Raw genomic sequence first — 21,612 nt, forward strand, 5'->3', positions numbered from 1 at the left:
CGCCCGGGTCCCGGCCCGGCACGGCCCCAAGGTAGCGGGTTCCCGGCCGCGTCCCGGACCGCCGCGGCCGGAAGCCGGCGTCCGACGCGGATCCGCGCCCCGATCCGCACCGGATCGGCCCGCGGTCGGCGCGCCGCGGATGAGCAGGCGCCCTCCCGGGTAACAGTGGGCGCATGTTGGGACTGCCGGACTCGATCCACGCCTTTCTGTTCGACCTCGACGGAGTGCTCACGCAGACCGCGAAAGTGCACGACGCCGCCTGGAAGGACATGTTCGACGGGTTCCTGCGCGCCGAGGCGGCGCGCACCGGAACCCCGTTCGTGCCGTTCGACGCGGGCGCGGACTACGACACCTACGTGGACGGCAGACCCCGCCTGGACGGCACCCGCGGCTTCCTCGCCTCGCGCGGCATCACGCTGCCGGAAGGCGACCCGGGCGACCCGCGGGGCACCCGCACCGTCTACGGCCTGTCCAACGAGAAGAACGACACGGTGCTGCGGATGATCCGCGAGCAGGGCGTCGAGCCGTACGCGGGCTCGCTCGACTACGTCCGCAAACTGCAGGCCCTCGACGTGCCGCGCGCCGTCGTCTCCTCCAGCGCCAACTGCCGCGACGTGCTGCACGCCGCCGGATACGACGGCCTGTTCGACGTGATCGTCGACGGCATCGTGGCGCACGACGAGAACCTGCCGGGCAAGCCCGCCCCGGACACCTTCCTCGCCGCCGCCCGCAAGCTCGGCTGCACGCCCGCCGAAGCCGTGGTGTTCGAGGACGCCTTGGCCGGCGTCGCGGCGGGCCGGGCGGGCGGCTTCGGGTACGTCGTCGGCGTCGACCGGGTCGGCCAAGCCGACGCCCTTCGCGAGCACGGCGCGGACACCGTCGTCACCGACCTCGCCGACCTGCTCGACCCGCGGCACCCGCACGACCCGGAGGACCCCTCATGACCGCGCCCGACGCCTACACGGTCGAACCGTGGGGGCTCACCGAAACGTCCCTCGACCTCGACGTACTCGCCCGCGCCGAATCGGTGTTCGCGCTGTCCAACGGGCACGTCGGGCTCCGCGCCAACCTCGACGAAGGCGAGCCGCACGGCCTGCCCGGCACCTACCTCAACGGCGTGTTCGAACTCCGGCCCCTGCCGTACGCGGAAGCCGCCTACGGGCAGCCGGAATCCGGCCAGAGCGTCATCAACGTCACCAACGGCAAGATCATCCGGCTGCTGGTCGACGACGAGCCGTTCGACCTGCGGTACGGCGACCTCAGCGAGCACCAGCGCCGCCTCGACTTCCGGGACGGCATGCTCCGCCGCCGCGCGGAATGGACGTCCCCGGCGGGCCGCTCGGTGAGGGTCACCTCGACACGCCTGGTGTCCCTCACCCAGCGCGCCGTCGCCGCCATCGCCTACGAAGTCGAACCGCTCAACGGTCCCGCACGCATCGTCGTGCAGTCCGAACTCGTCGCCAACGAGCAGCTTCCGGCGTGGACCGGCGACCCGCGCGCCTCCGCGGTCATGGAAGCACCGCTGGTCGCCGAGCAGCACACGCACAACACCGACGCCAAGGCGCTGCTGGTGCACCAGACGCGGTTCAGCGGCCTGCGGGTCGCCGCCGCGATGGACCACGAAGTCGACTGCCCCGCCGACTTCCAGGGCGAGGTGGAAAGCGACCCCGACCAGGCCCGCTACAGCGTCACCACGGTCCTCCAGCCCGGCCAGAAGCTGCGGCTGGTGAAGTACATCGCCTACGGCTGGTCCGCCGCGCGCTCCCTCCCCGCGGTCCGCGACCAGGTCGCCGCCGCGCTCACCGCCGCCCGGTTCACCGGCTGGGACGGCCTCGTCAACGAGCAGCGCCAGTACCTCGGCGACTTCTGGAAGCGCTCGGACATCGAGATCGACGGCGACATGGAACTCCAGCAGGCCATCCGGTTCGCGCTGTTCCACGTCCTCCAGGCGGGCGCCCGCACGGAGGAACGCGCCATTCCCGCCAAGGGCCTCACCGGCCCCGGTTACGACGGCCACTGCTTCTGGGACACCGAGACGTTCGTGCTCCCGGTGCTGACCTTCTGCCTGCCCGACGCGGTCGCCCAAGCGCTGCGCTGGCGCCACTCGACGCTGCCGCTCGCCCGCGAACGCGCGAGCCAACTCGGCCTGGCCGGCGCGGTGTTCCCGTGGCGGACGATCCGCGGCGAGGAGTGCTCGGGCTACTGGCCGGCCGGCACCGCGGCCTTCCACATCGGCGCCGACATCGCCCGCGCCGTCGAACGCTACGTGCGGGCCAGCGGCGACATCGATTTCGAGCGCGACTTCGGCATGGAGATCCTCGTCGAAACGGCGCGCATGTGGCGGTCGCTCGGCCACCACGACGCCGAAGGCCTGTTCCGCATCGACGGGGTGACCGGGCCCGACGAGTACAGCGCCATCGCCGACAACAACATGTACACGAACCTCATGGCACAGGCGAACCTCCGCGCGGCCGCCGACTCGGCCACCCGGCACCTGCACGAAGCCGGCGCGCTGGGCGTGGACACCGAGGAGATGGCGGGCTGGCGCGACGCCGCCGCGGCCATGTTCCTGCCGTACGACGACAAGCTCGGCGTGCACTGCCAGTCCGAAGGCTTCACCAACCACGAGATGTGGGACTTCGACAACACGCCGCCGGAGAAGTACCCGCTGCTGCTGCACTTCCCCTACTTCGACCTGTACCGCAAGCAAGTCGTCAAACAGGCCGACCTGGTGCTCGCCATGCAGGTGCGCGGCGACGCGTTCACCGCCGAGGAGAAGGCCCGCAACTTCGCCTACTACGAGCGCCTTACGGTGCGCGACTCGTCGCTGTCCGCCTGCTCGCAGGCCGTCATCGCGGCCGAGGTCGGGCACCTCGACCTGGCCTACGACTACCTCGCCGAAGCCGCCCTGATGGACCTGCACGACCTCGGCGGCAACACCAAGGACGGCCTGCACATGGCCTCGTTGGCGGGCGCGTGCATCGCGCTGACCGCCGGGTTCGGCGGACTCCGCGACCACGACGACCACTTGGTGTTCCGGCCGCGCCTGCCGTCCGGGCTGTCCCGGATCGCGTTCTCGATGATGCTGCGGCGCGATTCGCTGCTGTACGTCGAGATCACGCCCTCACATGCGACCTACGAACTGCGCCAGGGCGACAGCATGACGCTCATGCACGACGAGGAGGAAGTGGAAGTGGTCCGGGGCCGCCCGGTCAGCCGCCCGATCCCGCGCCCGGTGCCGCTGGAACGCCTCCACCAGCCGCCGGGCCGCGAACCGGCGCGCCGCCACGCGCAGTCCGGCCCGAACGTCGGCTCGGGCGCCGAGCCCGCGCTGCACGACGCCGACCTGTGACGCCGGTGCTGCCCATCTCGTTCCTGACCGACTACGGCACGGCGGACGGCTTCGTCGCGGCGTGCCGCGGTGTCATGGCCCGGATCGCCCCGGAGGCCCGGGTCCTGGACATCACCCACGAAGTCCCGCCGGGGGACATCCGGCGCGGCGCGCTGCTGCTCGCCCAGACGCTCCCTTATCTCCCGCCGGGGGTGCACGTCGCGGTCGTCGATCCGGGGGTGGGGACGGCACGGCGCGGCGTGCTGGTGCGCACGTCCGAACACCTGCTGGTGGGGCCGGACAACGGGCTGCTGCCGTGGGCGGCGGACGCGCTGGGCGGGATCCGGGAGGCGTACGAACTCGGCAACCCCGCGCTGATGCTGCCGCAGGTGTCCGCGACCTTCCACGGCCGCGACGTGTTCGCGCCGGTCGCCGCGCATCTCGCCACGGGGACGCCGCCGTCCGAGGTCGGGCGACGCCTCGATGCCGGGAGCCTGGTGCGGTTGGCCGATCCGGTCGCCTACGTGGACCGCGGGACGGGCTACGCCGAAGTCCTCACCGAGGACCGTTTCGGGAACGTGCAACTGTCCCTGGCCGAAAGCCACATCCGCGAGCTGGGCGTGGAACGCGGCGGCGCCTTGGACGTCGAGGCCGGCGGCGACGTGCACTGGGTGCCGTACCGCCGCACGTTCGGCGACGTGGCCGCGGGTGCGCTCGTGGCGCTGCTGGACTCGGCCGGGTACGTCGCGCTCACCGTCAACGGCGGCGACGCGGCACGCGCTCTCCGCGTGCGGCCGGGCGACCCGGTCAAACTCCGGCGGCCGGACAGCGGCACGGGAGCGGTGTAACAGGCTGTGCGCGACGGGGGCGGGCGGTACGGCCCGCCCCCGGCCGACGGCTACTTCTTCGGCCCTATCCACATCTTGTCGACGGCGACGTTGCACGAGTCGCCGGGCTGGCAGGTGAGGCTGACCGCGTTGGTGCCCTGGTTGAGGTCGACCGTGCGGTACGTGGTGTACCAGCTGTCCGGGCTGCCGGTGCCGTACATGTTGAGCTGGCCGTACTTCGGGTCGCCGTTGGCGCTGACCGTGAGGGTGCGCTTGGCGCGGTTGGCGCCGCTGGTGACCGGGTCCGGGTTGGCGTACAGGACGTACAGCGAGTACGTGCCCTTGGCCGGCGCCTCGACGGTGATCGTGATGGACGCGCCCGGCGTGGCCGGCACGTTGACGAAGCCGCTGCCGCTGAACTTCTGGGCGTTGTTGGCGACCGCGGCACCGCCGGCGAGCTGCGCGCTCTCCGCCTCGTTCTCGCCGAACTTGTCGGGTGCCGCCGTCGTCGCGGGCGCGGAGGTCTGCGGCTGCGTCGAGGCGGGTGCGGTACTCGGCTGCTTGGCCGTCGGCGAGGCGGACTCGTTGCCCTTCGCGTCGTCGCCGCCCGAGTTCATGGCGAGCACTCCGGCGATCACCGCGATGACGACGACCACGGCGACGACCGCGCCGATCAGCGGGCCGCGGCCGCGCGAGCCGCCGCCCCGGCCGCCGTGCCCACCGCCGTCGCGGCGCTGCGGCGGCACACCCGGCGGCGCGGACGCGGGTCCGCCCGGTATGGCCTGGGTGGCCTGCGAAGCTTGTCCGGCCGCTCCCGAGGCAAAGGCCTGGGTCTCCGGTCCGGGGGGCGAGCCGTAAGGCTGCGGCTGCCCGTAGCGGGTCTGCCCGACCTGCACATACGGCGATGTACCGAACCCCGACGGGGGCGCAGACGGGACGCCGCCTTGCGCCTCACCCGGGCCGGGGCGGTAGAGGTAGCCGTACGGGTCCTCCGGCTCTCCCTCGGTACCCACCGTCATCGGGTTCGCCCTTCCTGTGAGACTGACTTCGTACGCTCCGTGCGGTCCACTAACGGCGCACGGCTATCGATTCGCGTCGACAGGCCGACGCATCACACTAACGGGCGACGGACGACGGGATGGCCACTGTCCATCGCCTGGACGACAAACATCCGCCCCACGGTTGGGCCGTACGGCGGCAATCGCCCCGCTTTCCGGCGAACATGCGTGCCCCTTTGCGACGCTTTTCCGACGTTCCCGCGACAGGTCCGAACGGGCGATCCGCCCCGTCAAGACCGAGATGCGCACACCTGTCGGAGCGGCGGCCGGGTCGGCGACCGGGTCGGCCGTCAGCCTGCTTGGCGCTGGGCGCGCTCGCGGCCGCGCTTCTGCCGGTACATGCGCTCGTCCGCAATCCGCAGCAGGTCTTCCGGTTTCTCCGCGGAGTCCGCCCACGCAATGCCGAAGCTCGCGCCGTCCAGCGGCACCATCTCGCCCTCGGCGCGGATCGGCAGCGACAGCGCGCGGCGCAGCCGGACCGCGAGGTCGTGCGCCTCGTCGCGCCCGATGCCGTCGGCGAGCACCACGAACTCGTCCCCGCCGAGCCGGGCGACGGTGTCGCCTTCGCGGACCGCGGCGGTGAGGCGCCGGGCGACCTCGACGAGCACGGCGTCGCCGACGTGGTGGCCGTAGTCGTCGTTGATGCGCTTGAAGCCGTCGAGGTCGCAGAAGAGCAGTGCGAGGCCCTTCCCGTCGCCGTGCGCACCGTGCGGACCGTGCGCGTGCGTGTGCATGGCGTGCTGGCCGTGCGCGGCCATCCCGCCGGGGTGCAGGAGCGCGGGGGACTGCGCGGGGACCGGGCCGGCGCCGACCTCGGCGAGCCGCGGGGCCCGGGTGAACGTGGCGTCGAGGCGGGCCCGGAGTTCGCGGCCGTTGGGCAGCCCGGTGAGCGGGTCGTGGCTGGCCTGGTGCACGAGGGCCTGCTCGCGTACCCGGCGGTCTTCGACGTCCTCGACGTGGGTGAGCAGGAACCGCGGGTTCCCGTCGCCGTCGCCGACGTGCGAGGTCCGCAGGGACACCCAGCGGTAGGTGCCGTCGCTGCGGGCGAGCCGCAGTTCCGTGCAGCCTTCGGTGGGTGCCGTGCCGCCGAGGTGGCCGACCAGCAGGTCGATGTCGTCCTGGTGCACGACGGCGGCCAGGCCGAGGCGGCGCAGGACCGGCGCCGGGTAGCCGAGCATGCGGCACAGGGCGTCGTTGGCGCGCAGCAGCTTGCCGCGTTCGCGGCCGAGCACGCCGGTCATGACCATGCCGCTCGGCGCGTATTCGAAGGCGTGCCGGAAGCTCTCCTCGCTGGCCCGCAGCGCATGCTGCTCGTCTTCGAGCCGGGCGAGCGCGCGCACCATCTCGGCGCGCAGCCGGGCGTTGTCGACGGCGATGGCGGCTTGGGCGGCGAACATCCCGAGCACCTCGCAGCGCCACGGGCCGGGCCTGCGGCCGTCGACGGGGAGGTCGACGGACAGTACGCCGACGAGTTCGCCTTCCGGGGTGGTGAGGGGGGCGAGGAGCGCGTCGTAGGGGTGCCAGGCGTCGGGGTGGTCGCTGACCGGGATGTCCGGCACCCAGGCGGGGACGCGGCCGTGCGGGTGCGGGCCCTGTCGGTGGCTCAGGAATCGGAGCGGTCCCCAGTGCTCGGCGGAGGCGAGGAGGCGCTCCCAGTCGGCGCGCGGGCCGACGCGGCCGACGAGTGCGGCGGAGAGGTCGCGGGCCCGGTCGTCGGCCACGCCCGCGCGGTGGTCGCCGCCGGCCACCGCGGACACTTCGAGGTCGCCGTCCGCGCGGACGACGTTGACCGCGGCGGCGTTGAAGCCGAGCCCGGACACGACGCCGTCCACCACGGCTTGCAGGGTGTCGCGCAGGTCTCGCGTGGCGTTGAGGTCCGCGACGACCCGGTAGAGGAGGCGGAGGGTCGCCAGCCGGACGTGGGTTTCCGTCTCGGCGGTCATCGGTCTCCCCGAGCGAGGGCGAAGGTGCTTCTGGGGTGGTTCTCGTTCATCGGTGCTCGTGTGAGCGTCTTCTGAACAGATATCGTCCGATTCCAGGGAAACTGAATCACAGGGGGCACAGAATCGGCGACGTACTGTCATCGATACCGGGCTTACTGTGAGCCACCTCACGCGTCACACCGTATCGGGCTGCACAAACCGTTTCGCTGGTGACGCGGAGCGCGCTCATTCAACCGCCTGCGGACCGGGCCGGGCAACGGGAATCCGTGAGGGCCCCGCGGAGAGATCACGACGACCCCGTGAAGGCCCGCGACGACCACGAACCGGCGGGCAGCGAACCCCCTCGGCCGGAGCCCCCGGCCTCGATCGTCGAACCCGCGCGGCGCGGCCTCGGTCGGCCACCTGTCTCTCTCCTCCCCCCCCGGCGCCCGAACAGGTCTCGCATCCGCGCGGCTCCCGTACCGCCCCGGCCCCTCAGCCCAGTCCCAGCCCCCGCAGCGCGAACTCCACGACGCGGGCCGTCTCCTCCGGCCCCGGCGCCGTCCGGGCGCGCAGGTGGTCGTGAAGGCAGGCGACGGTCAGGCGATAGACGGTCAGAGCGTCGGCATCGGCATCGGGGCGGCCCGCGTCCGCGGCGCCCGCCGACGCGTACACCTCCGCCAGCACCTCGCGCAGCGGGCCGATCATCGCCTCCGCCGAGTTCCGCTGCTCGGTCGGGAACTGTTCGGCGAGGCGGTCCTGGTGGGCGAGGAACGGCCGGGTGCGCGCCGCCGCGACCGGGTCGCCCGCCTGCGCGAGGACGCCTTCGATCCAGGCGCGGACCCGGCCCGCGGGGTCCCGAGCGGCGGCGATCCGGTGCCGCAGGTAGTCCGCCATCCGGCGGCGGCCGTCGTCGAGCAGCGCGACGAGCAGTTCGTCCTTGGAGCGGAAGTGCCGGTAGAACGCCTGGTTCGACAGCCCGGACTCGCGCAGGATCTCGCGCACCGTCGGGTCCAGGCTCCCGGTCCGCTCGACGACCCGGTACGTCGCGTCGACCAGCCGCTGCACCTCTTCCGCGTACACCGCCCACCGCGCCGCCAGCGGCCGCTGCACCGCCTCGCGCACCAGCCCCTCCGGCACCCGCGCACCGTCCGGCCGCTCCCCGCCGCCGGCGCCTTCCGCACCCTCGCCGCGCATCCCCGCTCCCGCCCGCCCGCAGTTCCCGCCCCGGAACTCTTCCGGTCCGGAACGCCGGACGCTACTCTCCGGAACAACGTTCTCATACTTGTGGTGCTTGTTCCGGACGGCGTCTCGGAGGCGTGCGTGCAACGCGAAACCCTGTGGACCGGTATCGGCGGCCAAGGCGTCCAGCTCGCCACCGAACTCCTCGCGCACGCGGCCGTCGCGGAGAGCCGGCACGCGATGTTCTTCGGCTCGTACGGCGGCATGATGCGCGGCGGCAACTCCGAGACCACGCTCGTGCTCGGCGACACCCCCGTCGAGTCCCCACCCACCGTCGGCAGCGCCTGGGCGGCGGTGGTCCTCCATCCCGCCCACGCCGCCGGGCCCCTGGCGAAGCTCCGGCCGGACGGGCTGCTCGTCGCAAACGCGACGCTCGACGCCGACCCCGGCACCCACCCCGGCCCGGCCGTCCGCATCCCCGCGACCGAACTCGCCACCGGCGTCGGGAACCCGAACGCGGTCGGCATGGTCGCGCTCGGCGCGTTCGCGGCCGCCACCGGCATCGCCGCGCTGGACACGCTGATCCGCGTCCTGCCCGACGTGCTGCCCGCCTACCGGCACCGCCACATCCCCGTCAACGAAGCCGCCCTGCGCGCCGGCCACGAGGCCGCCACCCCGCTGCTCGACGCGTGGGCGACGACGGGAGTCCCGGCATGAGCGAATCCCCCGACGAGCCCGCCGTCAGCCTCGGCACCCTCGTCATCGACACCGAAGCCTGCAAGGGCTGCGAACTGTGCATCGACGCATGCCCGCCGCGCGTGCTGCGCATGACCACCAACGAGGTCAACGAACGCGGCTACCGCTACCCGCAATTGCTGCCCGGCTGCATCGCCTGCAAAGCGTGCACGGCGATCTGCCCCGACTTCGTCTTCCAGGTCTACCGGTACACCGAGCCGCAGACCCACGACACCGCCGGAGGCCCCGCATGACGCCCGCGATCATGCCCGGCTCCGCGGCCATCGCCGAAGCCATGCTCGCGGCCGGCTGCCGGTTCTTCGCCGGCTACCCCATGACCCCGTTCACCGAGGTCCTGGAGACCATGGCGGCGCGCCTGCCGGAGGTCGGCGGGGTCTGCGTCAACGCGGAAAGCGAGCTGGAGGCCGTCGGCATGGCCTGGGGCGCGGCGGCGACCGGCACCCGCGCGGCCACCGGCTCCACCGGGCAGGGGCTGTCGCTCATGCAGGAGTCCCTCGCCGAAATCGTGTACGCGAGGCTCCCACTGGTCGTCCTCAACATGGCCCGAGCACAGGGCGACTACTTCCAGGCCACCCGCGGCGGCGGGCACGGCGACTACCGGCACCTCGTGCTGGCTCCGGCCGGCGTCCCGGAAGCCGTCGAACTCACCCAGCGCGCCTTCCATCTGGCGGACAAGTGGCGCAGCCCGGTGCTGGTCATGGGCGACTACTACCTCGCGCACACCCACCAGTCGGTCACCGTCGAGCCTTGCGACTTCGGCCCGCTGCCGCCGCGCGACTGGGCGTTGGACGGCAGGTCCGGCGGCACCGGCGCGGCCAAGCTGATCTCGCCGCTGAGCGACGCCAAACAGCGCCACGCCGCGGGCCGCGCGGACGCGGGCTACGACCTCGCCGAGTTCTACCACCGGCACGTCGACGCGATGGAGCGCATGGTCGCCGAGGAAACCCCCTTGGCGGAGAGCGCGTTCACCGACGACGCGGACGTGGTCGTGATCGCCTACGGCACACCGGGCACCTACGTCCGCCAAGCCGTCCGCGAACTCCGCGCCGAAGGCCGCCGGATCGGCTACATCCGCCCCATCACCCTCGTCCCGTTCCCCTCCGGAGCCGTCGCCGAGGCGGCCCGACGGGCCCGTGCGGTCGCCGTGTACGAGAACAACCGCGGCCAAATGCTCGACGACGTCCGGCTCGCCGTCCTCGGCACCGCGCCGGTGCACTTCATCGGCGGCCTCAGCCTCGACCCGTCCGGCTTCGGCATCGCGCCGGACCTCGACGTGGCCGTCCTGCGGCGGCGCATCACCGCCGTCCACGACGCGGCCGTGGGCGACTCCGCCACCGTCGGGAGGACCTCGTGACCGGCAAGCGGCTCCCCCTCACCCCCGTCGTGCCGACGGACGCCCCGCCGTCCTGCGGGGCACGCCTCGTACACGACTTCACCCCGGCGCTCATCGACGTGGGCGCCCACCACCTGTGCCCGGGCTGCGGCGAGCCGATCGCCATGCGGTCGATGGTCGAGCAGGTCGAGGAACTCGGCCAGGTCGACCGGGCGATCGCGGTGTTCGGCATCGGCTGCTACACCGCGTATTCCAACAACCTCGACATCGAGGTCCTGCAAGCGTTGCACGGCCGTGCGCCCTCGCTGGCCACCGGAGTCAAACGCTGCCGCCCCGACACGCTGGTGTTCACCGTGCAAGGCGACGGCGACATGGTCAACGAAGGCCTGCAGGAGGTCGTCCACGCGGCGGCCCGCGGCGAGAACATCACCTGCTTCATGCTCAACAACGGGGTGTTCGGCGAGACCGGCGGCCACCTGACCGCCGCGACCGTGCTCGGCCAACGCACCAAGAACACCCTCGGCGGGCGCGACGCGGCCGCCCACGGCCATCCGATCCGGCTCGCCGACCTGATCGCGGGCCTGGACGGCGTCGCCTACGTCGCCCGCGCCGCGGTCAACAACGCCGTCAACATCACCCGCGCCAACCGCATGATCAAGGACGCGTTCCGGGTGCAACGCGCCGGACTGGGCTTCTCCTTCGTGGAAATCCTCACGATGTGCCCGACCGGCTGGTTCGTCGACACCACCGAAGCCCCCGCATACCTCGACGACGTGGTGGCGCACACCCACCGGCCCGGCGTCCTCAAAGACCTCCGCAAAGACCTCCGCAAAGACCCCGGCTCCACCCGCGGCAGCACGGACAAAGGACTTCCCTCATGAACGCACCGCTCGTCGTCGGCATCATGCATCCGCCGACCTGGGACGCGCGCCCGCCCGAACGCGTCGCCGCGGACATCGACGCGCTGCGCGCGCTCGACCCGCGCATCGAGATCGTCGACTGCCGCTACACCGAGGACTTCGCCCTGCGCACCGAACGCGGCCGCCCAGGTTCCGCGGAGGACGCCGAACTACGCTCCCGCGCTCCCGAACTGACTGCCGATCAGGTCGCCGCTCTGGCCCGCGTCGAGGTGGCCTTGGTCGCCGACCTCCCCTTCGACGTGGCGGACCACGCGCCCCGCCTGCGCTGGGTGCAGAGCGTCGCCGCGGGCAACGGCCAGCTGCTGTCCTCGGGTCTGCCGACCGCGCGCATCACCGCGACCACGGCCGCGGGCGTCAACGGCGTCCCCATCGCCGAGTTCGCGTTCGCGCGCCTGCTCGCGCACTACAAGGGCCACCGCGAACTCGCCGAGCGGCAGCGCGCGCACACGTGGAAGGCCGTGTTCGGCACGCTCGCGTCCGGCCGCACGCTGGGACTCGTCGGCGTCGGCGGCATCGGCAGCGAGATCGCCAAGCGCGCCCAGGCGTTCGGGATGACGGTGTACGCGACACGGCGCCGCACCGACACCCCGGCCCCGCACGTCGACCGCCTCTTCGCCCCGAGCGACCTGCACACCATGCTCGGCCTGTGCGACGCGGTGATCTCGGCGGCTCCCGAGACCGCGGACACCATCGACACGATGGACGCGGCAGCCTTCGCGGCGATGAAGCCGGGCGCCTACTACTGCAACGTCGGGCGCGGCTCGTTCGTGGTCGAGAAGGACCTGATCGAGGCCCTGGAATCGGGGCACTTGGCCGCGGCGGCGATCGACGTCGCCCGCGCCGAGCCGCTGCCCGCCGACGACCCGCTGTGGGACGCCCCCAACCTGGCGATCTCCGCCCACTGCTCCAGCGACGGCCGCGACCACTTCACGGGCGTGTACCGGCTGTTCCGGGAGAACCTGGCCCGCTACCTCGCGGGCGAACCGCTGCGCAACACCGTCGACCCCGACGCGGGCTACTGACGCCCCGTCCGATTCTGCGAGGAGACCGGCATGAGCGAGCAGCACCAGCCCATCGAGGGCGGGACCGCGGAGCGCAAGCTCGGCGGCATCGGCAGCAGGATCCTGTTCGAGGACGCCAAGGTCCGCATCTGGGAACTGGCGCTCGCCCCCGGCGAGCGCAGCGACGTGCACCGGCACGACCTCGACTACTACCTCGTGCAGATCGGCGGCGACCGGATCGCGGTGGAGCCCGAACCGGACAGCGCGGGCGAGTACCGCGACTACTTCGCGGCGGACGTCGTGCCGGGCGTCGTGGTGCCGATGAAGCGGGGCGGCGTGGAGACCGCGGTCAACGTCGGCGAACAGCCGTACTACGAGATCATCGTGGAGTTGAAGGACGCCTGACCGGCGACGGCCGGCCCGGGGACGCGGCTCTTTTCAGCATCCCCTCCGGCTCGTAACGTACCTGGGTCGGGCGGGTGCACGACCGGGCGGCCGCGCGGGCACGAACAGGGAGGTACGGGGTGGGGCAGGGACTCGTCATCGGGGAGGTCTTCGCCGGTGCGGCACGGGCCGTCCCCGGCCGCGCCGCGGCAATCCTGGGCGACCGGAGCGTCACCTTCGCCGAGCTCGCCGCCGACGGCGACCGCACGGCGCGGGCGCTGCTCGGCTACGGCGTCTCCCCCGGCGACCGCGTGGTCTGCTGGAACGCGACGTCGCTCGACATCCTGCCGGTGTTCGCGGCGCTGGCCCGGATCGGCGCGGTATACGTGCCGATCGGGCCGGCGCTGCCGCCGGACGAAGCGGAGAGCCTGATCCGCACCGCCAAACCGGCGCTGCTGATCGGCGACGAGCGGGTCGCCGCGGACGAGGTCGGCGAACGGACGGGCGTGCCCGTGCTGTCGCTCGCCGACCTGCGCGAACTCGCCGCGGACGAGCCCGCCGAGGCCCCGGACGTACCGGAGCCGAAGGAGACCGACCCGCACGCGATCTTCTTCACCTCGGGCAGCACCGGGAAGCCCAAGGGCGTCGTGCTGTCGCACCGGGTCAACGTGCTGCGCACCCACCCGGGCTCGCAGCTCGAGCCGCGCGGGGCGATGGTGTGCGTGTACCCGATGTTCCACATGGGCGCGTGGACGATCGCGCTCCAGCAGTGGCAGGCCCGCGACACCCTCGTCATGGTGCCGCAGACCGACGGCGCGTCGATCGTCGCCGCGGTGCGCAAGCACGCGGCGACCCGGCTGAACTGCGTGCCCGCGGTGTGGGAACGCGTGCTGGCCGCGCTCGCCGAGGAGCAGGCGGGCGACGCGGCGGAACCCGCGGCCGACGACTCGGCCGTCGAAGCCGTCTCGGCAGCCGTGGACGACCGCGGGACCCTCCCGACGCTCCGCTTCGCCGACTCCGGCACCTCGGCCACCGGCCCGGAACTGCTCGCGGAAATAGCCCACGTGGCACCGAACGCCGTCCTGCGGGTGTTCTACGGCTCGACCGAGGCCGGCAACGTGACCTCCCTCGACGGCCCGGACGTGGTCCGCAAGCCGGGCAGCTGCGGCGTGCCGAGCATCTACCAGCACCTGGCCCTCGACCCGGAGGGCGAGCTGTACGTCAGCGGGCCGCTGCTCTTCGACGGCTACTTCGACGACCCGGAGGCCACCGCCGAGGTCCTCCAGGACGGCTGGTACCGCACCGGCGACCTCGCCGTGCTCGACGAAGACGGCTACCTGTCGATCGCCGGACGCAGCCGCGACCTGATCCGCACCGGCGGCGAAAGCGTCGCCCCCGCCGAGGTCGAACGCGTCCTCGCCGACGTCACCGGCGTCCGCGATGTCGCGGTCATAGGCCTCCCCGACACGACCTGGGGCGAAGTCGTCTGCGCCGTGGTCGTCCCCGCGGACCCGTCGGCCATCCCCGGCCCCGCCGCCATCCGCACCGCCTGCGAAGGCCGCCTCGCCTCGCACAAGCACCCGCGCCGCGTCTTCTACGCGGACGAGCTGCCGCGGACCCCGGCGACCGGCCAGGTGCGCCGACGGCAGCTGGTGGACGAGATCCTGGCGGCACGGGCGGGCTGAGGCCCCGAGATCGCCCGGAAAACGCGTGAGCGCGGCACCGTCCGACGACGGCGCCGCGCTCACGGAAGCTCTGCCCCTACTCCTCCGCGTCTCCCAGCATCCCCGCGAAGGCCTCCTCGAACAGGGCCACCAGGTCGTCCCGCGACAGCGCGGTCAGCTCGGTGAAGAAGCCGGTGGGGCGGATCGCCGCGAGGCCGATGAGTGCGGCGACGGCGAGTTCGACGCGCTGGCGGGCGCGGACCGTGTCGCCACCGATGCGTTCGACCATCGGGTCGACCATCGCACGGCGGACCGCCGCGGCCGCTTCCGCGCGGACCGCCACATCGCCTTCCTCGCCGAGCGCGGCGCGGAACATCGGGCCGGGGCCGCCGAGGTCGTCGATGCGGGCGACGAGGAAGTCGGCGAGCTTGCCGATGTGCGCGAGGTCGCGGCGGGCGGCGACGGCGTCCTGGCCGTCCTCCTCGATCGCCGCGAGGTACAGGCCCGCTTTGTTGCCGTAGTAGCGGGCGACCAGGGCCGCGTCCACGCCGGCGCGGTCGCCGATGTCGCGGAGCGTGGTGCGGTCGTAGCCGCGTTCGCCGAAGAGCAGGCGCGCGGCGTCGAGCAGTGCCTTGCGGCTGGCCGCGGCATCGCGACGGCGCGGCCGGTCGGTGGTCGCGTAGTGGGGTGCCGAGCTGTTCACCGCGTACTTCCTTCGCCGCAGGGGCCATCCAGGGCCTTAGACGGTAGCCCGTCGACCATTCGGTCGCCGTGTGATCCCGACGTCTGTCGGCTCACATTGCGCCTGGTCGCAGGTATGCCAATTGCCGCAAACGCGCCCAAAATACAAGCCCCGGCTCCGACGAGGAAGGCCACCGTGTAACCACGGTCTTCCGCCGGGCCCCCGGACGCGGGGGTGTAGGCGGTCAGGAGCGCCGCGACGGCCGCCGATCCGAACGCCCCGCCGACCGACCGCAGGACCGCGTTCAGGCTGGTCGCGCTGCCGGTCTCGTGCGGCGGCACCGCTTTGACGATCAGCGCCGGCATCGCCGCGAACGTCGTGCCGACGCCGACGCCCAACAGCACCGACCCGGCCACCAGTTGCCACAGATGGTCGCGCCACAAGGCCAAGAACACCATGTCCGCCGCGACCACGAGCGAACCGATGGGGAGCACCGGCCCCATGCCGAAGCGTGCCGCGAACACCCCCGCCACCCGGTTCGCGCCGAGGCTGCCCAGCGACAGCGGCATCAGCACCAGTCCGGCGCCGACCACCGACAGCCCGAAGCCGTAGCCGTGGTGGCCGGGGATCTGCGAGTAGAGGTTGATCAGCGACATCGTCATGTACAGGCCGATTCCGACCAGCACGGCGGCGACGTCCGCGGTCAGCACGTCGCGGTTGCCCAGCAGCCGCAGTTCGACCAGCGGATGGGCGGTACGCAGCGCCTGCCACACCCACGCCGCGAACAGCACCGCCGAGCACCCCCCAAGGCCCAGCACGGTCCCGGACCCCCAACCCCAGCGCCCACCCTGACTGACCATCAGCAGCAGCGACGCCAGGCCTCCGCACAACAGCAGCGCCCCGGTCAGGTCAAGCGGCTGCCGCCGCGACGCCAAGCCCTTCGGCACCACCAGCACGACGAGCAGCAGCGCGACCGCACCCACCAGCGCGGCGAACCAGAACGCCGCGCGGTAGTCCAGTTCGCGCGCGATGAACCCGGTCACCGGGTATCCGAGCCCGGCACCCACCGACGTGGTCACCGACAGCACCGCGATCCCCGACCGGACCTTGGCCGGTTCGAGATGGTCGCGGGCCACCGCGATGGTCAGCGGCATGATGCCCATACCGACGCCCTGCAGCGCCCGCCCGGTCACCAGCAGCCCGAACCCGGGTGCCACCGCCCCCAGCGCGCCGCCCGCCACCACGCATACCAGCGCGCCCACGATCACGCCGCGCCGGTGCGGGCCGTCGCCCAGGCGCCCCATCACGGGGGCCGCGACGGCGCCGGTCAGCAGCGTGACGGTGAGCAGCCACTGCGCGGTGTCCAGCGACACGTTCTGCTCGCGCGCGACGGTCGGCACGAGCGGCGCACCGAGCGTGCTCATGACCGACACGGCGACCGCGGTGAAGATGAGGACGGGCATCAGCGCCCGCTGCCGCGCCCCGAGGCGCCCGGTCCCACCGGTGTGTGCGTCCAGCCCCGTACTCCCGCTCCAGGGGCCGCCCACCGGGGGCGGCCGTGCCGTCGCCGGACCGGGCCGGGTTCGGCCCCGCCCGCCCAACGCCCACGCGTCCGCCCCCCGGCAACATCATGGGTCGATGACTTTTCGGGACCATACGGCATCTCCCCGCAGGTTTCTCTAGCCCCCGGGTCGCATCCCGGGCTCGGGCGGTCCCGCCGCCTACGCTGAGCCCGTGGACATTCCCGATCCCGCCGCCGACCGCGCGAGCACCTACCCGGTCGACCCCGACACCTTCAAGAACGCGCTGTCCCGCTTCGCCGCGGGGGTCGTCGTGGTCACCGCGCACGAGACCGGGGAGACCAGCGACACCCCCGCGTCCGACGACGTCGGCATGACGGCGACCGCGTTCCTGTCCGTCTCGCTGGACCCGCCGCTCGTCCTGGTGAGCCTGCGGCACCTGGCGCGCATGCGCGCCGTCCTCGACGCGCAGCCGCTGTGGGCGGTGTCGCTGCTGTCGCAGAGCCAGCGGCACGTCGCCGGACGGTTCGCGATCCCGGGGCGGGTGAGCGACCGGCTGATGTTCGCGGACGTCCCGCACCGGCGCGGCCCGGTCAGCGGCGCCCCGCTGGTCGGCGGCGCGCTGGCGACCCTCGAATGCCGCACCCACAAAATCGTCGAAGCAGGCGACCACTCCCTCGTCATCGGCGAGGTCCTGGCCGCCGAACTCCCCAGCCCCGAGGGCCTGCCGCTGGTGCATTTCCGCGGCCGTTACCGATCGCTCGGTTAACCGACCCGGGTCGGCCCCTACCCGGCGGCGCCGCGACGCGCCAGACTCCTGTGCGTACGCACACGGTCACTACCCCCGAGTAGTCCGCGCGCGTCTCCACGAGCACCACGCGAGTACGGCACGAGTACGCGTACGCGACCCACGACCCCTGCCGAGGGAAGGCCGCCACATGCTCACGTACGACTACGTCATCGTCGGCGCCGGCTCCGCGGGCTGCGTGCTGGCCGGGCGGCTTTCCGAGGACCCGGCGGTGCAGGTCCTGCTGCTCGAAGCCGGACCGTCGGACCGCAAGCAGGAGATCCGCGTCCCCGCGGCGTTCTCGAAACTGTTCAAGACCGCCTACGACTGGGACTTCCACACCGGCAAGCAGCCCGAACTGGCGCAGCGCGAGCTGTACTGGCCGCGCGGGCGGACACTCGGCGGCAGTTCGTCGCTCAACGCGCAGATGTGGGTGCGCGGGCACCGCGCCGACTACGACGGATGGGCCGAACTCGGCGCGGAAGGCTGGTCGTACGACGAGGTCGCCCCGTACTTCCGCCGCGCGGAGCACCGCACCGGCTCCAACAACGGTGACGTCTACGGCACCGACGGCCCGCTGCACATCCAGGAGTTGCGCGATCCCAACCCGACCACGCTCGCCTTCCTGGCCGCCTGCGCCGAACAAGGCATGCCGCGCCTCGGCGAACTCAACTCCCCCGACAACGAAGGCTATTCGCCGACCCCTGTGACCCAGAAGCGCGGCCGCCGCTGGAGCGCGGCCGACGGCTACCTGCACCCGGCCCGCAAGCGCCCCAACCTCACCGTCACCACGGGCGCCCGCGCCCGCAAGGTGCTGATCGACAACGACAAACGCGCGATCGGCGTCGAGTACGCCGACTCGTCCGACCGCATCCACCAGGTACGCGCCCGTCGCGAGGTCGTCCTCAGCGGCGGCGCGATCGGCTCACCACACCTGCTGATGCTGTCCGGCATCGGCGACCCGGACGTGCTGCGTACCGCCGAGCTGCCGGTCCGCCACGAACTCCCGGGCGTCGGGCGTAACTTGCAGGACCACCTGGCCGCCGCAACACTGACGAGCTGCACGGAACCGGTGACCCTCGCCGGCGCCGAGTCCCCGGCCCAACTGCTGCGCTATCTCCTGCTCGCCAAGGGCCTGCTCACGTCCAACGTCGGCGAGGCGGTCGCCTTCATCCGCACCGACGAGGACGCCCCCGCCCCGGACATCGAACTGATCTTCGCACCGGGCCCGTTCGTCAACCACGGCCTCGAACCCCCGGCCGGGCACGGCATCACCGTCGCCGCCGTCCTGCTCCAGCCGCGCAGCACCGGCACCATCGTCCCGTCCGGCCCCGACCCATACCGGCGCCCGGTCATCGACCCGGCCTACCTGAGCGCCCCGGAAGACCGCACCACTCTGGTCGCGGGCCTACGCCGCGCGGCAAGCCTGCTCACGACCAGCGCCCTCGGCCGCTACGTGGGCGCCCCAATGGCCCCTTGGCCCGGCATCGGCGACGACGACGACACCATCAACCGCTACGTCAACGAGCATTCCGAAACGCTCTACCACCCGGTCGGCACCTGCCGCATGGGCACCGGCGGCGACGCCGTGGTGGACCCGGAGTTGCGGGTGCACGGCATCACGAACCTGCGCGTGGTCGACGCCTCGGTGATGCCGCGCATCAACCGGGGACACACGCACGCACCGACGGTGATGATCGCGGAGAAGGCGGCGGACTTGATGAAGAGGTAGCCGGGGCCGCGGGGCGGACGGCGTCCGCCCCGCGCTCGGGGACTGCCTCGTGCCGGGGATCCACGTCACGGGTGGGGCCTCACGCCACCCGCATCAGCCCGTCCGCCGAGACCGAGGCGACCAGGCGGCCGTCCTCCGCATAGACGTGAATGCGGCCGTGCATGCGGCTGCGGCCCGCGTACACGCTCTCGCAGCGCAGCAGCAGCCACTCGTGGATCGAGAACGGCTCGTGGAAGGTCACCGTCTGGCTGAGCATCACCGACGTGCCCTTGCCGCCCCGCGCCGCGATGTCCTCCGCCGGGTACGGCCGCAGCGCGACCGGCCCGAGGAAGCCTTCGGTGCCGTGCGCGAGCAGCGCCCGGGACAGCGTCGGCGAGTCGTCGACGTCCTTGCACCGCATCCACACGTCCAGCGCGGGCGGCCCGGCGAGGTCCGGCGCGAGCGCGTCCTCCCCGCCGAAGGTCCGCACCTCCCACGGCATCAGCGCGACCGGGAGATCCGCACAGGCATCGGGCCGCGGCACGTCGTCGGGAAGGGGCCGCTGGTGCCGCAGGAAGTCCGGCTCGTCGCGCGACAGCATCACCAAGGCGCGGCAGTGCTCCCGGCCCTCCTGCTGGAACGTCACGCCAACCGTGGCGAGCGCGCGCCCGGACTGCACGATCTCCACGTCGATCCCGACCGGGTCCGCCGCGACCCCGCCGCGCGGGAAGACGCCCTGGATCGACTGCACCGCCATCCCCGGCACCACCCGCTCGGCCGCCACGACGGCTTGCGCGAGCACCTGGCTGCCGAGCGTGGTCGGCAGCCGCGAGGGGACGTTGCGGGCCCGGAAGCGGGCCGCGTACGGCGCCGGATCCGCGGCACCGGTGTCGGTGAGTTGCAAGGCGGCTATCAAGTCGGCCAGGTCGATGCCCGGCCACAAAGCTGTTCCACTGGCCATGCCCGCATGATCGCAAACCCGATCTGACGATGCGTCAGGGGGCGGAATCCACGATTCCGCCCCCTGCTGCGGGACACGCTTTCCAGCCCGGCCTTCACTGCCTTCACATCCGCGTCCTCACATCCGCGAACGCCCCTTGTTCAGATAGCCCGCGACCAGGGCGACAAGCCCCGCCGACACCGCGATGCTGATGATCCACCGGATCCAGTCGATGCCCCGGGTCTCCTCGACGCCCAGCGCGGCCGCGATGCCGTACCCGATAAGCGTGCCGAGGATCCCGACGCCGATCGTGGCCAGCATCCCGATGCGCTGCTTCCCGGGCAGGAACAGCCGGCCCAGCAGCCCGATGATCAGCCCGGTGAAGATGAGGCCGATGATGGTCCAGAACATGCGATCCCTCCCGCTCGGTACGCGGCAGCCGACAGGCCCGCGGAGAACTCCGACGACACCCGCCCCAATAACCGCAACAAACGAGACAAAACCTCGGGGCGGGCTCGCACCCCCGCCCCGCCACCACTCGGGCCCCTCGGCCGCGGGGCCCCAAATCGCATCGCCCGCCCGGGCCCGTGGCTTGTACCGTGTCCCGCACGGTGCACAATGGTCCGTGCGCATTTCCGCCCCGATAGCTCAGCTGGCCAGAGCGGCGCTCTTGTAAAGCGTAGGTCGTCGGTTCGAACCCGACTCGGGGCTCACCTCAAACCCCAGGACAGATAGCCTCTGACCTGGGGTTTTCCCATTTCCAACCGATACCCGACACCGAGAGCCCCGCATCCCGTCCCGGATGGGGCTCTCCGCGCAGGCCGGGCTTCACCCGCAGCAGCCACCGGAGTTCGCCGACTGCAGGTCGATGAGGTTTCCGGCGGCCAAGGGCGCCGGGACGCCGGAGTCGGTGGCGGGCAGGCAGCACGCCGAGTCGTCGCCCTTGGCCATCCGGTCGGCCTCGCCCTTGACGACGTAGACCTCCCACGGCTCCCGGCCGGGGCCGTGGACCCAGACCTTGTCCTGGACCGCGTAGCAACAGGACGTGTCGTTCTCCTCGATCGTGGCCAGGCCGGCGTCCGCGAGGCGGGTGGTGGCCGCGGTGACCTGCCCGACGGTCTCGACCTCGACGCCGAGGTGGTCCATGACCGTCGGCTCGCCCTCGGCACCCTGGATGAGGACGAGCTTGAGCGGGGGTTCGGCGATGGCGAAGTTCGCGTAGCCGTCGCGGAGCTTGGCCGGTTCAGTGCCGAACAGCTTGCTGTAGAACGCGATCGAGGCGTCGAGATCGGCGACGCGCAGGGCGAGCTGGACGCGGGACACGGCGGGTACCTCCAGAGTCGGGTGACGCCATTGCTTCGACGTCTGTCTATATCGCTCGCTTCGAGCATCTCCCCGGATTCGGCGATTGTCAATATCGGCGTCTGTCGAATCAGCGAGCCGCCGACCGCATCCGAGCGGGGGTTCCGTTAATGAGCGGCACATAGGCCGACAAGTAACTGCGGAGTAACTTCAGAAACCCTCTTCGACCGCAGGCCGGGGAGGACGGCCGCGAGTGGAGCGCCGTCTTCCGCCATGGTCGTCTCGGGCGGGC

General features: G+C 72.3%; 20 protein-coding genes and 1 tRNA gene. 13 read left to right on the top strand and 8 right to left on the bottom strand.

What is annotated here, in order from left to right:
- Positions 1–173 precede the first annotated feature (173 nt).
- From ABEA93_RS20585 to ABEA93_RS20595, 3 genes are read left to right on the top strand one after another with little or no spacing between them, the layout of a single operon-like run.
- A complete protein-coding gene (locus ABEA93_RS20585; protein WP_345677102.1) occupies positions 174–944 on the top strand; it encodes a beta-phosphoglucomutase family hydrolase in 771 nt (256 codons plus the stop codon).
- Positions 941–3,352: a glycoside hydrolase family 65 protein gene (locus ABEA93_RS20590; RefSeq protein ID WP_345677103.1), complete on the top strand. Its 2,412-nt coding sequence runs from the start codon at positions 941–943 to the stop codon at positions 3,350–3,352. Before ABEA93_RS20585 ends, ABEA93_RS20590 begins: the two co-directional genes overlap by 4 nt.
- A gap of 5 nt (positions 3,353–3,357) precedes the next feature.
- Positions 3,358–4,179 carry an SAM hydrolase/SAM-dependent halogenase family protein gene (locus ABEA93_RS20595; RefSeq protein WP_345677104.1) on the top strand — a complete coding sequence of 274 codons (822 nt, stop codon included), beginning with the start codon at positions 3,358–3,360 and terminating at the stop codon, positions 4,177–4,179.
- Between the two features lie 50 nt (positions 4,180–4,229).
- Here ABEA93_RS20595 and ABEA93_RS20600 read toward each other — a convergent pair whose 3' ends face one another.
- The 3 genes from ABEA93_RS20600 to ABEA93_RS20610 form a co-directional block, all read right to left on the bottom strand.
- On the bottom strand, positions 4,230–5,177 hold the full coding sequence (locus ABEA93_RS20600) for a carbohydrate-binding protein (RefSeq protein WP_345677105.1): 948 nt from the start codon (positions 5,175–5,177) through the stop codon (positions 4,230–4,232).
- Positions 5,178–5,506: 329 nt separating this feature from the next.
- Positions 5,507–7,159: a diguanylate cyclase domain-containing protein gene (locus ABEA93_RS20605; RefSeq protein ID WP_345677106.1), complete on the bottom strand. Its 1,653-nt coding sequence runs from the start codon at positions 7,157–7,159 to the stop codon at positions 5,507–5,509.
- A gap of 474 nt (positions 7,160–7,633) precedes the next feature.
- Positions 7,634–8,335 carry a TetR/AcrR family transcriptional regulator gene (locus ABEA93_RS20610; RefSeq protein WP_345677107.1) on the bottom strand — a complete coding sequence of 234 codons (702 nt, stop codon included), beginning with the start codon at positions 8,333–8,335 and terminating at the stop codon, positions 7,634–7,636.
- A gap of 126 nt (positions 8,336–8,461) precedes the next feature.
- On the opposite strand from ABEA93_RS20610, the gene ABEA93_RS20615 reads away from it, so the two are divergent.
- From ABEA93_RS20615 to ABEA93_RS20645, 7 genes are all read left to right on the top strand, one after another.
- Positions 8,462–9,037 carry a 2-oxoacid:ferredoxin oxidoreductase subunit gamma family protein gene (locus tag ABEA93_RS20615; protein ID WP_345677108.1) on the top strand — a complete coding sequence of 192 codons (576 nt, stop codon included), beginning with the start codon at positions 8,462–8,464 and terminating at the stop codon, positions 9,035–9,037.
- Positions 9,034–9,309, top strand: a complete 276-nt coding sequence (locus ABEA93_RS20620; RefSeq protein ID WP_345677109.1) for a 4Fe-4S dicluster domain-containing protein — start codon at positions 9,034–9,036, stop codon at positions 9,307–9,309. The genes ABEA93_RS20615 and ABEA93_RS20620 overlap by 4 nt, the downstream gene beginning before the upstream one ends.
- Positions 9,306–10,430 (top strand): hypothetical protein, encoded by a 1,125-nt coding sequence (locus tag ABEA93_RS20625; protein WP_345677110.1) that lies wholly within the window; start codon positions 9,306–9,308, stop codon positions 10,428–10,430. The genes ABEA93_RS20620 and ABEA93_RS20625 overlap by 4 nt, the downstream gene beginning before the upstream one ends.
- Positions 10,427–11,290: a thiamine pyrophosphate-dependent enzyme gene (locus ABEA93_RS20630; RefSeq protein WP_345677111.1), complete on the top strand. Its 864-nt coding sequence runs from the start codon at positions 10,427–10,429 to the stop codon at positions 11,288–11,290. Before ABEA93_RS20625 ends, ABEA93_RS20630 begins: the two co-directional genes overlap by 4 nt.
- Positions 11,287–12,351, top strand: coding sequence for a D-2-hydroxyacid dehydrogenase (locus ABEA93_RS20635; RefSeq protein ID WP_345677112.1), 1,065 nt, complete (start codon positions 11,287–11,289; stop codon positions 12,349–12,351). Before ABEA93_RS20630 ends, ABEA93_RS20635 begins: the two co-directional genes overlap by 4 nt.
- A gap of 30 nt (positions 12,352–12,381) precedes the next feature.
- Complete coding sequence (locus tag ABEA93_RS20640; protein WP_345677113.1) at positions 12,382–12,735, top strand: cupin domain-containing protein; 354 nt, start codon at positions 12,382–12,384, stop codon at positions 12,733–12,735.
- A 119-nt stretch (positions 12,736–12,854) separates the two neighbouring features.
- On the top strand, positions 12,855–14,399 hold the full coding sequence (locus ABEA93_RS20645; protein ID WP_345677114.1) for a class I adenylate-forming enzyme family protein: 1,545 nt from the start codon (positions 12,855–12,857) through the stop codon (positions 14,397–14,399).
- A 76-nt stretch (positions 14,400–14,475) separates the two neighbouring features.
- Here the strand turns inward: ABEA93_RS20645 and ABEA93_RS20650 are convergent, their stop codons facing one another.
- Together ABEA93_RS20650 and ABEA93_RS20655 are read right to left on the bottom strand one after the other, a co-directional pair.
- The gene (locus ABEA93_RS20650) at positions 14,476–15,081 is read right to left on the bottom strand and encodes a TetR/AcrR family transcriptional regulator (protein ID WP_345677115.1); all 606 of its coding nucleotides are present in this window, start codon (positions 15,079–15,081) and stop codon (positions 14,476–14,478) included.
- Positions 15,078–16,523, bottom strand: coding sequence for an MFS transporter (locus ABEA93_RS20655; protein ID WP_345677116.1), 1,446 nt, complete (start codon positions 16,521–16,523; stop codon positions 15,078–15,080). The genes ABEA93_RS20650 and ABEA93_RS20655 overlap by 4 nt, the downstream gene beginning before the upstream one ends.
- A 271-nt stretch (positions 16,524–16,794) precedes the next feature.
- Between ABEA93_RS20655 and ABEA93_RS20660 the strand changes: the two genes are divergently transcribed.
- Positions 16,795–17,349, top strand: coding sequence for a flavin reductase family protein (locus tag ABEA93_RS20660; protein ID WP_345677117.1), 555 nt, complete (start codon positions 16,795–16,797; stop codon positions 17,347–17,349).
- 169 nt (positions 17,350–17,518) lie between these two features.
- Positions 17,519–19,099, top strand: coding sequence for a GMC family oxidoreductase (locus ABEA93_RS20665; protein WP_345677118.1), 1,581 nt, complete (start codon positions 17,519–17,521; stop codon positions 19,097–19,099).
- Between the two features lie 79 nt (positions 19,100–19,178).
- Here ABEA93_RS20665 and ABEA93_RS20670 read toward each other — a convergent pair whose 3' ends face one another.
- Positions 19,179–20,039 (bottom strand): acyl-CoA thioesterase, encoded by an 861-nt coding sequence (locus ABEA93_RS20670; RefSeq protein ID WP_345677119.1) that lies wholly within the window; start codon positions 20,037–20,039, stop codon positions 19,179–19,181.
- Positions 20,040–20,156: 117 nt separating this feature from the next.
- The gene (locus ABEA93_RS20675) at positions 20,157–20,429 is read right to left on the bottom strand and encodes a GlsB/YeaQ/YmgE family stress response membrane protein (protein ID WP_345677120.1); all 273 of its coding nucleotides are present in this window, start codon (positions 20,427–20,429) and stop codon (positions 20,157–20,159) included.
- A gap of 226 nt (positions 20,430–20,655) precedes the next feature.
- On the opposite strand from ABEA93_RS20675, the gene ABEA93_RS20680 reads away from it, so the two are divergent.
- Positions 20,656–20,729: transfer RNA gene (locus tag ABEA93_RS20680), tRNA-Thr, on the top strand.
- A gap of 117 nt (positions 20,730–20,846) precedes the next feature.
- On the opposite strand, the gene ABEA93_RS20685 is transcribed toward ABEA93_RS20680, so the two are convergent.
- On the bottom strand, positions 20,847–21,341 hold the full coding sequence (locus ABEA93_RS20685) for an ArsI/CadI family heavy metal resistance metalloenzyme (RefSeq protein WP_345677121.1): 495 nt from the start codon (positions 21,339–21,341) through the stop codon (positions 20,847–20,849).
- Positions 21,342–21,612 lie beyond the last annotated feature (271 nt).

The sequence above is a fragment of the Yinghuangia aomiensis genome, assembly GCF_039542225.1.
Taxonomy (GTDB): Bacteria; Actinomycetota; Actinomycetes; order Streptomycetales; family Streptomycetaceae; genus Yinghuangia; species Yinghuangia aomiensis.

What these genes read in the sequence shown, in the direction of transcription:
- ABEA93_RS20635 (WP_345677112.1), top strand. Translation starts at nt 11,287, where the DNA reads ATGAACGCACCGCTCGTCGTCGGCATCATGCATCCGCCGACCTGGGAC.
- ABEA93_RS20675 (WP_345677120.1), bottom strand. Translation starts at nt 20,429, where the DNA reads ATGTTCTGGACCATCATCGGCCTCATCTTCACCGGGCTGATCATCGGG.
- ABEA93_RS20670 (WP_345677119.1), bottom strand. Translation starts at nt 20,039, where the DNA reads ATGGCCAGTGGAACAGCTTTGTGGCCGGGCATCGACCTGGCCGACTTG.
- ABEA93_RS20610 (WP_345677107.1), bottom strand. Translation starts at nt 8,335, where the DNA reads ATGCGCGGCGAGGGTGCGGAAGGCGCCGGCGGCGGGGAGCGGCCGGAC.
- ABEA93_RS20590 (WP_345677103.1), top strand. Translation starts at nt 941, where the DNA reads ATGACCGCGCCCGACGCCTACACGGTCGAACCGTGGGGGCTCACCGAA.
- ABEA93_RS20640 (WP_345677113.1), top strand. Translation starts at nt 12,382, where the DNA reads ATGAGCGAGCAGCACCAGCCCATCGAGGGCGGGACCGCGGAGCGCAAG.
- ABEA93_RS20655 (WP_345677116.1), bottom strand. Translation starts at nt 16,523, where the DNA reads ATGCCCGTCCTCATCTTCACCGCGGTCGCCGTGTCGGTCATGAGCACG.
- ABEA93_RS20605 (WP_345677106.1), bottom strand. Translation starts at nt 7,159, where the DNA reads ATGACCGCCGAGACGGAAACCCACGTCCGGCTGGCGACCCTCCGCCTC.
- ABEA93_RS20620 (WP_345677109.1), top strand. Translation starts at nt 9,034, where the DNA reads ATGAGCGAATCCCCCGACGAGCCCGCCGTCAGCCTCGGCACCCTCGTC.
- ABEA93_RS20665 (WP_345677118.1), top strand. Translation starts at nt 17,519, where the DNA reads ATGCTCACGTACGACTACGTCATCGTCGGCGCCGGCTCCGCGGGCTGC.
- ABEA93_RS20585 (WP_345677102.1), top strand. Translation starts at nt 174, where the DNA reads ATGTTGGGACTGCCGGACTCGATCCACGCCTTTCTGTTCGACCTCGAC.
- ABEA93_RS20625 (WP_345677110.1), top strand. Translation starts at nt 9,306, where the DNA reads ATGACGCCCGCGATCATGCCCGGCTCCGCGGCCATCGCCGAAGCCATG.
- ABEA93_RS20600 (WP_345677105.1), bottom strand. Translation starts at nt 5,177, where the DNA reads ATGACGGTGGGTACCGAGGGAGAGCCGGAGGACCCGTACGGCTACCTC.